This window comes from Phaeovulum veldkampii DSM 11550, from assembly GCF_003034995.1.
GTDB classification, from domain to species: Bacteria; Pseudomonadota; Alphaproteobacteria; order Rhodobacterales; family Rhodobacteraceae; genus Phaeovulum; species Phaeovulum veldkampii.
Map to the genome: position 1 here is coordinate 1 of NZ_PZKF01000001.1, position 13,208 is coordinate 13,208.

General features: G+C 66.9%; 10 protein-coding genes. 1 reads left to right on the top strand and 9 read right to left on the bottom strand.

The features are described 5' to 3' along the window. Window positions 1-138 precede the first annotated feature (138 nt). The 3 genes from ilvD to C5F46_RS00015 all read right to left on the bottom strand — a co-directional run bounded on the left by ilvD (window position 139) and on the right by C5F46_RS00015 (window position 4,621). Complete coding sequence (gene ilvD, locus C5F46_RS00005; RefSeq protein WP_107323315.1) at window positions 139-1,980, bottom strand: dihydroxy-acid dehydratase; 1,842 nt, start codon at window positions 1,978-1,980, stop codon at window positions 139-141. A gap of 62 nt (window positions 1,981-2,042) precedes the next feature. Next, window positions 2,043-3,236 carry an acetate/propionate family kinase gene (locus C5F46_RS00010; protein WP_107323316.1) on the bottom strand — a complete coding sequence of 398 codons (1,194 nt, stop codon included), beginning with the start codon at window positions 3,234-3,236 and terminating at the stop codon, window positions 2,043-2,045. Further along, the gene (locus tag C5F46_RS00015; protein WP_107323469.1) at window positions 3,233-4,621 is read right to left on the bottom strand and encodes a bifunctional enoyl-CoA hydratase/phosphate acetyltransferase; all 1,389 of its coding nucleotides are present in this window, start codon (window positions 4,619-4,621) and stop codon (window positions 3,233-3,235) included. The genes C5F46_RS00010 and C5F46_RS00015 overlap by 4 nt, the downstream gene beginning before the upstream one ends. Window positions 4,622-4,818: 197 nt before the next feature. Between C5F46_RS00015 and C5F46_RS00020 the strand changes: the two genes are divergently transcribed. Further along, the gene (locus tag C5F46_RS00020; RefSeq protein ID WP_181317720.1) at window positions 4,819-5,895 is read left to right on the top strand and encodes an AI-2E family transporter; all 1,077 of its coding nucleotides are present in this window, start codon (window positions 4,819-4,821) and stop codon (window positions 5,893-5,895) included. 24 nt (window positions 5,896-5,919) lie between these two features. On the opposite strand, the gene C5F46_RS00025 is transcribed toward C5F46_RS00020, so the two are convergent. The 6 genes from C5F46_RS00025 to C5F46_RS00050 form a co-directional block, all read right to left on the bottom strand. Further along, complete coding sequence (locus tag C5F46_RS00025) at window positions 5,920-6,639, bottom strand: alanyl-tRNA editing protein (RefSeq protein WP_107323317.1); 720 nt, start codon at window positions 6,637-6,639, stop codon at window positions 5,920-5,922. Continuing rightward, entirely contained in the window at window positions 6,636-9,215 is a 2,580-nt protein-coding gene (locus C5F46_RS00030) for a mechanosensitive ion channel family protein (protein ID WP_107323318.1), read from the bottom strand. Before C5F46_RS00030 ends, C5F46_RS00025 begins: the two co-directional genes overlap by 4 nt. After that, the gene (locus tag C5F46_RS00035; protein WP_107323319.1) at window positions 9,212-10,249 is read right to left on the bottom strand and encodes a cysteine synthase A; all 1,038 of its coding nucleotides are present in this window, start codon (window positions 10,247-10,249) and stop codon (window positions 9,212-9,214) included. Before C5F46_RS00035 ends, C5F46_RS00030 begins: the two co-directional genes overlap by 4 nt. 111 nt (window positions 10,250-10,360) lie before the next feature. After that, entirely contained in the window at window positions 10,361-11,485 is a 1,125-nt protein-coding gene (locus C5F46_RS00040; RefSeq protein ID WP_107323320.1) for an NUDIX domain-containing protein, read from the bottom strand. Then, window positions 11,486-11,926: a TrgA family protein gene (locus C5F46_RS00045; RefSeq protein WP_107323321.1), complete on the bottom strand. Its 441-nt coding sequence runs from the start codon at window positions 11,924-11,926 to the stop codon at window positions 11,486-11,488. Window positions 11,927-11,932: 6 nt separating this feature from the next. Further along, window positions 11,933-13,165, bottom strand: a complete 1,233-nt coding sequence (locus C5F46_RS00050) for an SAM-dependent methyltransferase (protein ID WP_235820033.1) — start codon at window positions 13,163-13,165, stop codon at window positions 11,933-11,935. Window positions 13,166-13,208 lie beyond the last annotated feature (43 nt).

Genomic DNA, 13,208 nt, shown 5'->3' on the forward strand with positions numbered 1-13,208 from the left:
TATTCAATGGGAAATCCGGCATTTCTGGCAAGTGATGGCAAATCGTGCGGCGCAGCGTGGCATGGCCAAAGCGAACAGCGCGCCGGCCCGGTGGGGCGGCGCGCTGCGATTCGTTCAGGCAGGGGGCCCGCCTGCCGCTTAATCCGCGTCGGGAACCTGACGCACTGCGCCCCGGTCGGCGCTCGTGGCCATCGCCGCATAGGCCCGCAGCGCCGCAGTGATCTTGCGCTTGCGCGGGGCGGCGGGTTTCCAGCCTGCGGCGTCCTGTTCGGCGCGGCGGCGGGCCAGTTCGCCATCCTCCACCAGCAACCGGATGCCGCGTGCGGGAATGTCGATCTCGATCAGGTCGCCCTCGCGCACCAGGCCGATGGCGCCGCCCGCCGCCGCCTCGGGCGAGACATGGCCGATCGAAAGCCCCGAAGTGCCGCCCGAAAAGCGGCCATCGGTGATCAGCGCGCAGGCTTTGCCCAGCCCTTTCGATTTCAGGTAGCTGGTGGGATAGAGCATCTCCTGCATCCCCGGCCCGCCCTTGGGGCCCTCATAGCGGATCACCACCACGTCGCCCGCCCTGACCTTGCCGGTCAGGATCGCCGCGACCGAGTCATCCTGGCTTTCGAACACCCGCGCGGGGCCGGTGAATTTCAGAATGCTGTCATCCACGCCCGCGGTTTTCACGATGCAGCCATCGGGCGCAAGGTTGCCGGTCAGCACCGCCAGCCCGCCGTCCCTGGAAAACGCAGTTTCGGCAGACCGGATCACACCTGCGGCGCGGTCGGTATCAAGGCTGTCCCACAGGCGCGACTGGCTGAAGGCCTCTTGCGTGGGCACGCCGCCGGGGGCCGCCAGAAAGAAATCCTGCACCGCGGCCGAGGGGTTGCGGCTGATGTCCCAGGCGTCGATGGCAGCCCCCAGGGTGGGGGCATGAACGGTGGGCGTGCCGCGCCTGATCAGGCCCGCACGGTCCAACTGGCCCAGGATCGCCATGATCCCGCCTGCGCGGTGCACATCTTCCATGTGCACATCCGATTTCGCGGGCGCGACCTTGCACAGCACCGGCACCTTGCGCGACAGCGCGTCGATATCGGCCATGGTGAAATCGACCTCGCCTTCTACCGCTGCGGCCAGAATGTGCAGCACCGTGTTCGACGACCCGCCCATGGCGATATCCAGCGTCATCGCGTTTTCAAACGCCGCGCGGGTGGCGATCGACCGCGGCAGGACGCTGGCGTCTTCCTGCTCATACCAGCGGCGGGCAAGGCCCACGATGCGTTGCCCCGCCTCTTCGAACAGCCCGCGGCGGAAGGCATGGGTGGCCAGCATCGAGCCGTTGCCCGGCAGCGACAGACCCAGCGCCTCGGTCAGGCAGTTCATCGAATTGGCGGTGAACATCCCCGAGCACGACCCGCAGGTCGGGCAGGCCGACCGTTCGATGGCCGTCACATCGGCATCCGACACCGCATCATCGGCCGCCGCCACCATCGCATCGACCAGATCGAGCGGCGTCTCCTTGCCCGCAAGGATGACCTTCCCGGCCTCCATCGGGCCGCCCGACACGAAAATCGCCGGAATGTTCAGCCGCATCGCGGCCATCAGCATCCCCGGCGTGATCTTGTCACAGTTCGAAATGCAGACCATCGCATCGGCGCAATGGGCGTTGACCATATATTCCACGCTGTCGGCGATCAGCTCGCGCGAGGGCAACGAATACAGCATCCCGTCATGGCCCATGGCGATGCCGTCATCCACCGCGATGGTGTTGAACTCCTTGGCGACGCCCCCCGCCTTTTCAATCTCGCGCGCGACCAGTTGGCCCATGTCCTTCAAATGCACATGGCCCGGCACGAATTGCGTGAACGAGTTGACGACCGCGATGATCGGCTTGCCGAAATCGCCGTCTTTCATGCCGGTCGCGCGCCAGAGGCCGCGCGCGCCCGCCATGTTGCGGCCGTGGGTGGTGGTGCGGGAGCGATAGGCGGGCATGGCGAAACCTTCGTCTGGCTGGGGTTGGTCGGGTTCTGGCATGTCATCCGGCAGACCCGAGGTCAAGCCGCCGATTGGCCCGCCAGCGCCTGCACCGCGGCGCGCGCGATCATCTGTTCTTCGTTGGTGGGGATCACCAGCACCTGCACCCGCGCGCCGGGCATGCTGATTGTGCGGGCATGGGCGGCATTGGCGACGGGGTCGAGCGTCAGGCCGAACCAGTCCATCCCGGCGCAGACCTCGGCGCGCAGACGGGCCGCATTTTCGCCGATACCCGCGGTAAAAACCAGCCCGTCCAGCCCGCCCAGCGCAGCCGCCAGCCCGCCCAGTTCGCGCCGGATGCGGCCCACAAAATAGTCGATGGCGGCCCGCGCGGCGGGGGTGTTGGCGGCCTCCAGTGTGCGCATGTCATTCGACAGGCCCGACATGCCGCGCAGCCCCGCGTTGTGATACAACAGATCCGAAACCTCGGCGACGCTCATCCCCTGCTGTTGCAGCATATACAGCAGCACACCGGGGTCGATCTGGCCAGGGCGGGTGCCCATCGGCAGACCGTCCAGCGTGGAAAACCCCATCGTCGAGGCGACACCGCGCCCGCCCCGCATCGCGCACATAGAGGCGCCGTTGCCCAGATGCGCCACCACCACGCGGCCCGCGTGCAGATCGGGGGCAGTGCGCGCCAGTTCGCCCGCGATGAACTGATAGCTGAGCCCGTGAAAGCCATAACGGCGCAGACCACGCGCATACCACTCGGGCGGCAGGGCGTAGGTGTCGTTCACAAAGGGCTGGCTGCGGTGAAAGGCGGTGTCAAAGGCCGCCACCTGAAGCGCCGCGGGAAAATGCGCGAATGCCGCGCGCACCGCATCCAGATTGTGCGGCTGATGCAGCGGAGCAAAGGGGGAAAACGCCTCAAGCCGCGCGACAAGCCCCGCATCCAGAACCACCGGCGCGGTGAAATCGGGGCCGCCATGCACCACCCGGTGCCCCACCGCCCGCACCGCCAGCCCCGGAAACACCTGCGCCAGCGTCGTCAGGATCGCTTCGACAGTGGCGTGATGGTCGGTCAGGGCCGCCGCCCCCGGCAGCGCGGGCAGATCGGGGCCGGATTTGCCCGGCAGATGCAGCCCCAGCGTGCCCCCGCGCCCGATCCGGTCCGCAAGCCCATGGGCCAGACAGGTTTCGCCATCTGCGCTGAACAGCCCGAATTTCAGCGAGGACGAGCCTGCGTTCAGCGTCAGGATATGCCCCGCGCTCATGCAGCCCCCGCAGTGATGCGGGCGTGATGCACCGCCGCCACGGCGCAGGACGCCAGCCGCGCCATCGCGCTGTCGGAGCGGGAATTCAGGATGATCGGCACCCGCGCGCCCATCACCACGCCCGCCGCCTCGGCATGGCTGATAAATGCCAGTTGCTTGGCCAGCATGTTGCCCGCGTCGATCCCCGGCACCACCAGCACCTCGGCCCGGCCCGCCACCTCGGAGCGCAGCCCCTTGGTGCGCGCGGCGGCGATATCGACCGCATTGTCCATCGCCAGCGGTCCATCGACCATGCCGCCGGTGATCTGCCCGCGCTCGGCCATCTTTGACAACAGCGCCGCGTCGATCGACGAGGCGATGGCCGGGTTCACCGTTTCCACCGCCGACAGCACCCCGACCCGCGGCACCGCAATGCCGATGGAAATGGCCAGATCAATCGCGTTCTGCACGATATCGACCTTGGTCAGCAGATCGGGGGCGATGTTGATCGCGGCATCCGTCACCAGCAGCGGGTGGTTCACCCCCGGCACATCCATCACGAAGATATGGCTCAGTCGACGCCCGGTGCGCAGGCCGTGGTCGTGGTCAAGGATCGGGTGCAGCAGATCGTCGGTGTGCAGATGCCCCTTCATGATCGCCCCGGCCCCGCCCCGGTTGACCAGATCGACCGCGGCGCGGGCAGCGGCGCGGGCATCGGGCGCCTCGATGATCTCGGTCCCCGCCAGATCGGCGCCCAGCGCTTCCGCGGTGGCCAGAATGCGGGCGCTGTTGCCAATCAGAACGGGCGTAATCAGCGTGTGGCTGGCCGCCAGCAGCGCGCCTTGCAGCGCGTTGGCCTCTTCGGGGCAGACGACGGCGGTGATCAGCGCGGGCAGCGGTTCGGCCCGCGCCAGCAGCGCCTCGAAATGGCGGTGGCGCTGCACGATCAGGCCGGGCAGGTCGTGGTCGTCATAGCTGATCTTGCGCCGGGGCGCCTCGACAACCGCCTCACCGGTCACGATCAGCGTACCATCGGCGGGGCGGATCACCTCGGTGTGCATCCCGACGCAGCCATCCGAGGTCTTGGCGGTCACGGTGACACGGGCCAGCAATTCCTCGCCCGCATGGGCGCGATTGTGAAAGGTCAGGCTCTGCGACCGATAGAGCGTGCCGGGGCCGGGCAGCAGATTGCCCAGAACCGCCGAAACCAGAGCCCCCACAAACATTCCCGGCGCCACCGCCTCGGGCAGGCCGTCGCCGTCGCCATCGACATGGGGCAGATGCATCGGGTTGTGATTGCCCGATGCGGTGGCAAAGATGTAGAAATCGTCCACCGTCAGCAGACGCCGCATCTGGGCGCTCTCGCCCACGGCCAGTTCCTCGAAAATCCGATTCTCGACAATCATGGCGGCCCCCTTGACCTTGCGGGCGCAGATTTGCCCGGATCGGCGCCAGAGGCAACCGCTTGCAGCGCGCCCGTTGGGGGCGCTTGTCATGCCCGACCGGCAGGGCTAGCTTTGCCCGGATGCAACCCTTGACCGACGCCGATCAGGAAGGACGCCCCCGGATGGAACCACCCCCCCCGGAGTGGAGACGACGCGACATGATCTCGGCGCGGCAAGGGCTGCGGATCCAGAACCTGCTGCTGGGGATCATCGCCTTTGTGCTGGTGCTGTTCCTGCTGTCGCAGGGTCGGTTCATTTTGATTTCGCTGGTGGTGGCGATCATCCTGTTTTCGCTGACCTCCGAGGCGATCCGGGCGATTGCGCGGCTGCAGATCGGGCCGGTGCGGGTGCCGGTCTGGCTGGCCTCGGTGGTGGCGCTGATGCTGATTGCGGCCACGCTGCTGTCGCTTGCGGCGGTTCTGGTGGCGCAGGCCAACGAGGTGGTCGGCATGGCGCTGCGCTATTACGAACCTGCGCAGACCGCGATTGCCGACCTGTTCGGCTGGATGGGCGCCGATGTCGAGGCGGCGGTGCTGAACTCGATGCGCACGATCGAACTGCCGGGCTATCTGCGCGCGCTGGCCGGGCAGGCCAGCGGCCTGCTGTCGGCCACGGTGCTGGTAATCCTGTTCGTGGGCTTTCTGTTCGCGGAACGGATCTGGTTCGCGACCAAGCTGCAAAACCTTATGGGCGATGCCGCACAGGCCGAACGCGCAAGCAAGGTTGTGGAAACGATCATGCACCGCGTGAACCGCTATCTGTTGGTGAAAACCGGCGTCAGCGCGGTTACTGGCGGGGCGGTTTATCTGATCTTTGTGATGTTCGGCTTTGATCTGGCGCTGCCGGTGGCGGTGCTGACCTTTGCGCTGAACTATATCCCCTCGCTGGGGTCGATCATTGCCACGCTGGCGGCGGCGCTGGTGGTGCAGGTGCAGACCGGTGACGCCTCGGCCGCGCTGGCGGTGCTGGGGGGCGTGGGCGTTCTGCAATTCGCCATCGGCAATGTGATCGACCCGATGCTGATGGGCCACGCGCTGCGGTTGTCATCGTTCGGCATCATCATTTCTCTGGCATTCTGGGGCGCGGTCTGGGGCCTGCCGGGAATGTTTCTGGCGGTACCTATCATGGTGGCGGTAATGATCCTGTGCTCGCAAACCGAGGTGCTGCGACCGGTTGCGGTGCTGCTGTCGCGCGAGGGGCTGCCCGATACCGGCGACCCGGACCCTGACGCCTGAACCTGAAGATCAGGCCCCCAAAGCTCAGGCCAGATGCAGATGCACCCGGCGGTTCTGGCGGCCCTTCTTCTCGATCTTGCCAAGGCTGATGCGGCCGATTTCGCCGGTGCGGGCCACATGGGTGCCGCCGCAGGGTTGCAGATCGACCTGATCCGCGCCCTGCCCGATCCGGATCAGCCGGACCCGCCCCTGCCCCACGGGCGGGGCAACCGACATGGTTTTGACCAGACCGGGGTTGGCGGCAAGGTCATCATCGGTGATCCAGTCTTCGGTCACGGCCAGATCGCGGGCGATCAGATCGTTCAGCGCAGCCTCCAGCACGGCCAGATCGGCGGGCGGTTCGGGCATGTCGAAATCAAGCCGCCCCTTTTCGCTGCCGATCTGCCCGCCCGTCACCGGCAACGGGATCACGACCGACAGCAGATGCAGCGCGGTATGCACCCGCATGTGGCGGTGGCGGCGGTCCCAGTCCAGATGCTGGACCACCGCGGCGCCGACCGGCGGCAACGCGGCGGGTTCGGCGGGCACCAGCACCACCTCGCCCGCCCCTTCGCCCTTGACCGCGGTTGCAATCGCAATCTCGCCACCGGGCCAGACCAGCCGCCCGCTATCGCCGGGCTGGCCGCCCCCGGTCGGGTAAAAGATCGCGCCCGCGCAGATCACCCCGCCCTCGGCGGTATGTGCCAGAACCGTCGTGGCCAGCTCGGCAAGATAGGGATCGTTGCGAAAAACCGTCTCGGTCATTGGCTGTCGTCCTCGGTTTCGGGGTTGTCCATCAGTTCGGGTGCAGGCCGCGCCGAAGCGACGACCGCAGCCCCCGTCCCGGCCGCCGGCGCATCTGCGGCGGCCGCTTCGGGCCGCGACGGCACTGCGCCCATGGCCAGCGCCTGCGGATTGCGCAGCCAGATGTCACGCTGCGCGAAGGGAATCTCGATCCCCTCCTGGGCAAAGCGTCTGGCGATGGCGTGGTACATGTCCGACGCCGCCGACAACTGAAAGTTGACATCCGACAGCAACGCCCGAATTTCGAATTGAAGGCTGTCAGCCCCGAAGCCCATGAACAGCACACGCGGCGGCGGGTTCAGCATCACCAGCGGATGCGCCTCGGCAATCTCTTTCAGGATCGTTTCGACGCGGCGCGTATCGGTGCCATAGGCCACGCCGACCTTGACGATCACCCGCCCGGTCAGATTTCCACGCGTCCAGTTCGTGACCTGTGCGCTGACGAAATCGGCATTGGGGATGATCACGTCGGTGCGGTCGAATGTCTCGATCCGGGTCGAACGGACCGAGATCGACTTGACGATCCCCTGCTGGCCGCCAACCTCGATCCAGTCGCCTTCGGAAATCGGCCGCTCGATCAGCAGGATGATGCCGGACACAAAGTTCGACACAATGTTCTGAAGACCAAAGCCGATCCCGACCGACAGCGCCCCGGCGACGATCGCCAGCGACGACAGGTCGATGCCCGCCGAGGTGATGGCAAGCACCGTCGCCAGAAAGATGCCCAGATAGCCCAGCCCCGAAACGATGGCATTCTGTCCGCCCTTGTCGATCCGGGTCTTGGGCAGGACCGAAGACTTCAGCGCCCCCTGCACCAGCCGCGTCAGGGCATAGCCGATCCCGAACACGGCGACGAATGTCACAAAACTGCTGGGTGAAATCCGCACCCCGCCGAGTGAGACGCCAGCCCGGAACCGGGTCCAGACCTCGACCAGATCCTCGACCCGCGCGCCCCAGATCAGCGCAAGCACCGGCAAGGCGACCAGCAGCAGCACAAAGCCCGCCAGCACCTGCACCAGACTGCCGCCCGCCGTGGACTGCCCGTCGGCAGGCGGGTCGGCCGCGTCGAAGGAGGGGCGCAATTGCGAGGCCAGCAGATACAACTCGCCGATGAACCGCTGCACGGTGGCCACCAGCGCCAGCACCCCCAGCGTGCTGATCGCAGGCCAGATCAGCGCATTGGCCGCGCTTATATAGCCGATCCAGCCCAAAATCGGCGCGATCAGCGCAATCAGGATGGTGCCGTTGCCCAGCCATTTGAAAATCTTGAACCGGAACGCGGTTTCATCATCGGTCGCGCGCTGCCCGCGCGCCTGCCTGCGCAGCAACTGGCCCAGCCGGAACAGCGAAATCGCCGCGAATATCTGCAACAGCGCCCAGATCACCGCCATCGCCGCATCGGCGCGCAGCGCGATCTCTTCGGCCTTGCCGGCGGCGATATTGCCCGCCCCGCCCAGATAATCCTGCGCCCGCGGCGCGATCCAGTTCAGGATCACCAGATGCAGCGCCAGCGCCAGCCCCAGCATCACGGCATGAAACCGCCCCTCGGTGCCGCGCTCGTCGTTCAGCGCCAGAACGGTCGGGTCACCGGGGCGCGCGGGAAACACCCGCTGACCCAGCCACCAGCCCATCAGCACGACCAGCAACAGCCCCGGCAACATCTCGAACAGACGGGTCATGATCGGGCCGAAAAGGGATGTGCTGCGCAGCGCGGTCACCAGAAGCACCGCCCCCATAACCGGCACCAGCACCTGCCCCAGCGACATCACGCCCATGATCAGATAGCGCCCGCGCATCCGCGTCTTGCCCAGAAGCCAGCCGGCAATGCCGCCCATCCAGTGCCCGCCGCGGGCCAGCAACAGCCCCGACACCAGCACCAGAACCGCGATCAGCGGCGCGTTGTTGCGCAGGGTGTCCCAGTTGATGGGGCGGGTAAAGCGCCAGATGGTTTCGTCATAGATCCATGCCCCGGTCCAGCGCAGCAGCGACACCGCGGCGGGCCAATTCACCGGGTTGAGCGGCGAAGGAGACAGCAGCAACAGCTTGTCGGCCTGCCGCTCGCGCAGGATGCGGTCGATGTTGCGGATCAGCCCATCGGCCCGGCTCGCCGCCTCGCCCGCGGCAATGCCAGGGGCCTGAAGGCTGGCCAGCGTCTCGGTCAGTTCGGCCCGTCGCTTGGCGATTGCAGGGTCTTCGGCCTCGCCCTCGGCAGGCGGCGTCCCCAGCGCCGCAACCTGGCCGCGCACGGTCTCGATCTGGTCGGCATTGACGCCCTGCGCATTGGTGAAGGTGTTGCGCCACTTCACCATTTCGGCGCGCAGGGTCGATAACTCGGTATCGGGTGTCTGGGCCTCGGTCAGCGTCTTTTCGACCTTCCCGGCCACCGCTTGCCAGTCCTTGTAATCCGGCTCTTCGGCCTGCTGGGCGGCCCCCGGCAGCGCCAGCACAAAGACAAGAACGCACACCATCGCGAGGGTACGCAGCACCGCGCCAACCACCCCGGCCCCGCCCCGCTGGCGCATCATGGCACGGGTCATTGCGCGTAAACCTCGGGCAGGCCCCGCGCCGGTGCGCCGGGGTCAAGCCAGCCCGGAACCGGCAGGTTATGCGCCCGCAGAAAGGCCGGGTTGTAGAGTTTCGACTGATAGCGGGTGCCCGGATCGCACAGGATGGTGACAATGGTATGCCCCGGCCCCAGCGCGCGCGCCATGCGGATGGCACCCGCCACGTTGACACCGGACGAGCCGCCAAGGCACAGCCCCTCGTGCGCGGCCAGATCGAACAGCACCGGCAGCGCCTCGGAATCGGGGATGCAAAACGACATGTCGGGGCGCAAACTCTCCAGATTGGCGGTGATACGGCCCTGCCCGATCCCCTCGGTGATCGAGCCGCCCTCGGCGTGCAGCACGCCCGTGGTGTAATAGCTGTGCAGCGCCGCGCCCTCGGGATCGGCCAGCGCAATTTTCACGCCCTTGGGTTGCAGCGCCATCGCCACCCCCGCCAGCGTGCCGCCAGTGCCCACCGCGCAGACAAAGCCATCCACAGCCCCGCCGGTCTGATCCCAGATCTCGGGGCCGGTGGTCTCGGCATGGGCCTGCCGGTTGGCGAGGTTGTCGAACTGGTTGGCCCAGATCGCGCCCGCAGGTTCGGTCTGCGCCAACGCCGCGGCCAGCCGCCCGGAATAGCGAACGTAATTGTCGGGGTTGGCATAGGGCGCCGCAGGCACCTGCACCAGTTCGGCCCCGGCCAGGCGGAGCATGTCTTTCTTTTCCTGGCTTTGGGTTTCGGGGATCACAATCACCGCACGAAAGCCCATGCTGGCGCCAACCAGCGCCAGCCCGATGCCGGTGTTGCCTGCCGTGCCCTCGACGATGGTGCCGCCGGGGCGCAGCGCGCCGCGCGCCACCGCATCGCGGATGATGAATAGCGCGGCCCGATCCTTGATCGACTGGCCGGGGTTCATGAACTCGGCTTTGCCCAGAATGGTGCAGCCGGTGGCCGCGCTGGCCTGCCGCAGCCGGATCAGCGGCGTGTTGCCGATCATGGATGCCAGATCGCCTGCAATCGTCATTCCGAACTCCGTTTATGGCCGCCGGACAGACTAGGGCCGGGGGCGGGCAGGCTCAAGCCCCGCGCGCGCGGGTTTCGGCGGGCAGTCGCTGAACGGCAAAGCGCGGCTGGATCAGGCGCGCCGCAGATCAGGACGCAACCGGGCCAGCCACAACGCCAGAACCAGCAGCGTGGCATTGTTCACCTCGCCGGTTTCGACCAGCGCCATCAGCCGGTCGAAGGCGATCACATGGGCGCGGATATCCTCGCCCTCGCAGGCCATACCGCCCAGCCGGGCGGCGGTATCGGGCAGATCGGCCAGCGCCACAAAGCTATAGATATATTCGGTTTTCGCACCGGGCGAGGGGTAATAGCCGGGGCCTGCGATCAGTCGCCCCAGCGTCAGGCCCGCCTCTTCGGCGGCCTCGCGGCGGGCGGCGGCCTCGGGGGTTTCGTCGGCGTCGATGCGGCCCGCGACCGGCTCGATCAGCCAGGGGTTCAGGTCGCCGCGCGCAAAGGCGCCGGTGCGGAACTGTTCCACCACCAGAACCCGGTCGGTGACAGGATCATAGGGCAGCACCACCACAGCATCGCAAGACACAAAGGCAGCCCGGTCCAGCACCGGGCTTTGCCCGCCATCAAAGCTGCGATGGGTCAGGCGGTAATCCTCGACCGCGAAAAACCGCGCATAGGCAAGGCGGCGGTCCTGCACGGCGACATCCAGCGGGCTGGCGGCGCGGCGCAGCGTAGCTGGCCGCACATCCCGCGCCCGCAGCCGCGACGCTGCGCGCACCAGCAGCATCGGATAGCGCGCCAGCGCCTGATCGGGCGCGATCTGACCCATGCCCGCCATGTAATCGCGCACGGCCTCGGTCGCCACGGCGGCCCAGCGGCCCTGCCAATCGGCCAGCGACCACGGCGCCCCCGGTTGCCAGCGCCCCGGTTCGGCCAGCCACGCCCGCGCCATGGCCGGCGCATCAGCGACCTGCACCGCGACCGTCTGCGCGGTATAGCCCGCCTCGTAATACGCAATCCGCGCAAGATCCTGCGCATCAAGGCCGCGCACGACGGCCCCTGCGGCACCAGACCCGGCCTCGGCGGACATCAGCACCGCAAAGGGCAGCGGCCCCGCAGGCCCCAGCGCCTGGCGCACCGCATGCCCCGGCAAAACCGCCGGAATCAGGTCAACGCGGCGCCCCAGCACCTCGGCCAGAAGCGGCGGGTGGCACAAGGTGCCGTAGAAAAACGCATCCACCATCTAGCGCCAGCGCCGCCCGGCCCATTCGGAAACAAGGCCAGCCACCATCCCGCCCAGGATCAGCACCATGATCACCGAGGGCACGTTCATCAACTGGGCATAGCCGATACCCTGGCCAAAGATATCGACCACGGCCTCCATCGGCGATTTGTAGCGTTGCGACCAGGCCAGCGTCAGCATCTTGGCGGTGGACACCAGAACCAGCACCCAGAACACCATATAGATGACACCCTGCAACCCCATCGCCGCCGCCCCGGTATAGCCGCGCCCGGCCTGTCGGCCGATCACCCGCCAGCCACCGACAATGCCCACAACCGCCGCCAGCACCGGCAAAAAGCCCGCGCGCAGATTGTCGCTGGCGTGAACCAGCACCAACCACGCCGCCAGAGCGCCCACCCCCGCCAGAACCATGGCGGCAAACAGCTTTGCGGCGGTGGGCATGGGGGGTCAGGGCCTTTCGATCGTGATCTGGGTCACATCGCAGTTTCGGCCCTCGAAGGCGCCCGCGCAAGAGGCAAGGTAGAAATTCCACATGCGCCGGAAGCGCGCATCAAACCCCATCGCCGCCACCTCATCCCAGCGGGCGTTGAAGGTCTCGTGCCAGATCCGCAGGGTGCGCGCATAATCGGGGCCGAACCAGATCGCGCCCACCTCGCGCAGGCCCGCCCGCGCGATTTGTGCCCGCAACGCCGAGGGGCTGGGCAGCATGCCGCCGGGGAAGATGTATTTCTGGATGAAATCCACATTCTTGCGGTAAGTGTCAAAGCGCCGGTCCTGCACGGTGATGATCTGCAAGCAGGCCCGCGCACCGGGTTTCAGCCGCGCGCTGAGGGCATCGAAATAGGTGGGCCAGTACTTCTCGCCCACAGCCTCGAACATCTCGATCGAGGCGATGGCGTCATACTGGCCGCGCTCATCGCGGTAATCTTGCAACTTGATCGTCACCCGGTCCGCCAGCCCCGCCCGCGCGATCCGCGCCACGGCATAATCGTGCTGGGCCTTGCTGATGGTCAGGCCGGTGACGCGCAGGCCCCGTTCGGCGGCGGCATATTCGGCAAAGCCACCCCAGCCGCAACCAACCTCCAGCACATGATCGCCGGGCTTTACACCCAGCGCATCGACAAGCGCCGCATATTTGGCGCGCTGGGCCTCTTGCAACGTCTCGGTGCCGGTTGTGAACAAGGCCGAGGAATAGGTCATGCTCGGGTCAAGCCAGAGGCTGTAGAAATCGTTGCCCAGATCGTAGTGATGGGCGATGTTGCGTTTGGCCTGACGACGCGAGTTGCCGCGCAACCAGTGCCGCAGCTTTTCAAACGCCTGCACCACGCCCTGCCCCGGAAACCCGTCATAGAGCGCGTCATTGTCGGCATGAACCAGCGCCATGAACGCCATCAGATCAGGGGTGGACCAACCCTCGTCCAGATAGGCCTCGCAAAAACCCAGATCACCCTCGCGGATCAGACGGGCAAAGATGTCGGGGTCATGCACCGTCAGCGTGGCGGAAATGCCCGGCTCGTGCCCCGAGGCGCGGAACCGGCGGCCATCGGGCAGAACGAAATCCAGTTGCCCCGTGCGCATCTGCTGCGCGATGTGAAACACCTGCGCGAAATAGCGCGGCAGCCCGCGCTGGCCTGCGGTGGCGGTCAGGACCTGGCGGTCCGCGGAATGCATGTCGAACATGTGATCTCCCCGTGATTTGGGATTGATACGCAGGACTGCGACA

Coding starts and splice junctions, on each gene's coding strand:
- ilvD (WP_107323315.1), bottom strand. CDS start 1,980: ATGCCCGCCTATCGCTCCCGCACCACCACCCACGGCCGCAACATGGCG.
- C5F46_RS00010 (WP_107323316.1), bottom strand. CDS start 3,236: ATGAGCGCGGGGCATATCCTGACGCTGAACGCAGGCTCGTCCTCGCTG.
- C5F46_RS00015 (WP_107323469.1), bottom strand. CDS start 4,621: ATGATTGTCGAGAATCGGATTTTCGAGGAACTGGCCGTGGGCGAGAGC.
- C5F46_RS00020 (WP_181317720.1), top strand. CDS start 4,819: ATGATCTCGGCGCGGCAAGGGCTGCGGATCCAGAACCTGCTGCTGGGG.
- C5F46_RS00025 (WP_107323317.1), bottom strand. CDS start 6,639: ATGACCGAGACGGTTTTTCGCAACGATCCCTATCTTGCCGAGCTGGCC.
- C5F46_RS00030 (WP_107323318.1), bottom strand. CDS start 9,215: ATGACCCGTGCCATGATGCGCCAGCGGGGCGGGGCCGGGGTGGTTGGC.
- C5F46_RS00035 (WP_107323319.1), bottom strand. CDS start 10,249: ATGACGATTGCAGGCGATCTGGCATCCATGATCGGCAACACGCCGCTG.
- C5F46_RS00040 (WP_107323320.1), bottom strand. CDS start 11,485: ATGGTGGATGCGTTTTTCTACGGCACCTTGTGCCACCCGCCGCTTCTG.
- C5F46_RS00045 (WP_107323321.1), bottom strand. CDS start 11,926: ATGCCCACCGCCGCAAAGCTGTTTGCCGCCATGGTTCTGGCGGGGGTG.
- C5F46_RS00050 (WP_235820033.1), bottom strand. CDS start 13,165: ATGTTCGACATGCATTCCGCGGACCGCCAGGTCCTGACCGCCACCGCA.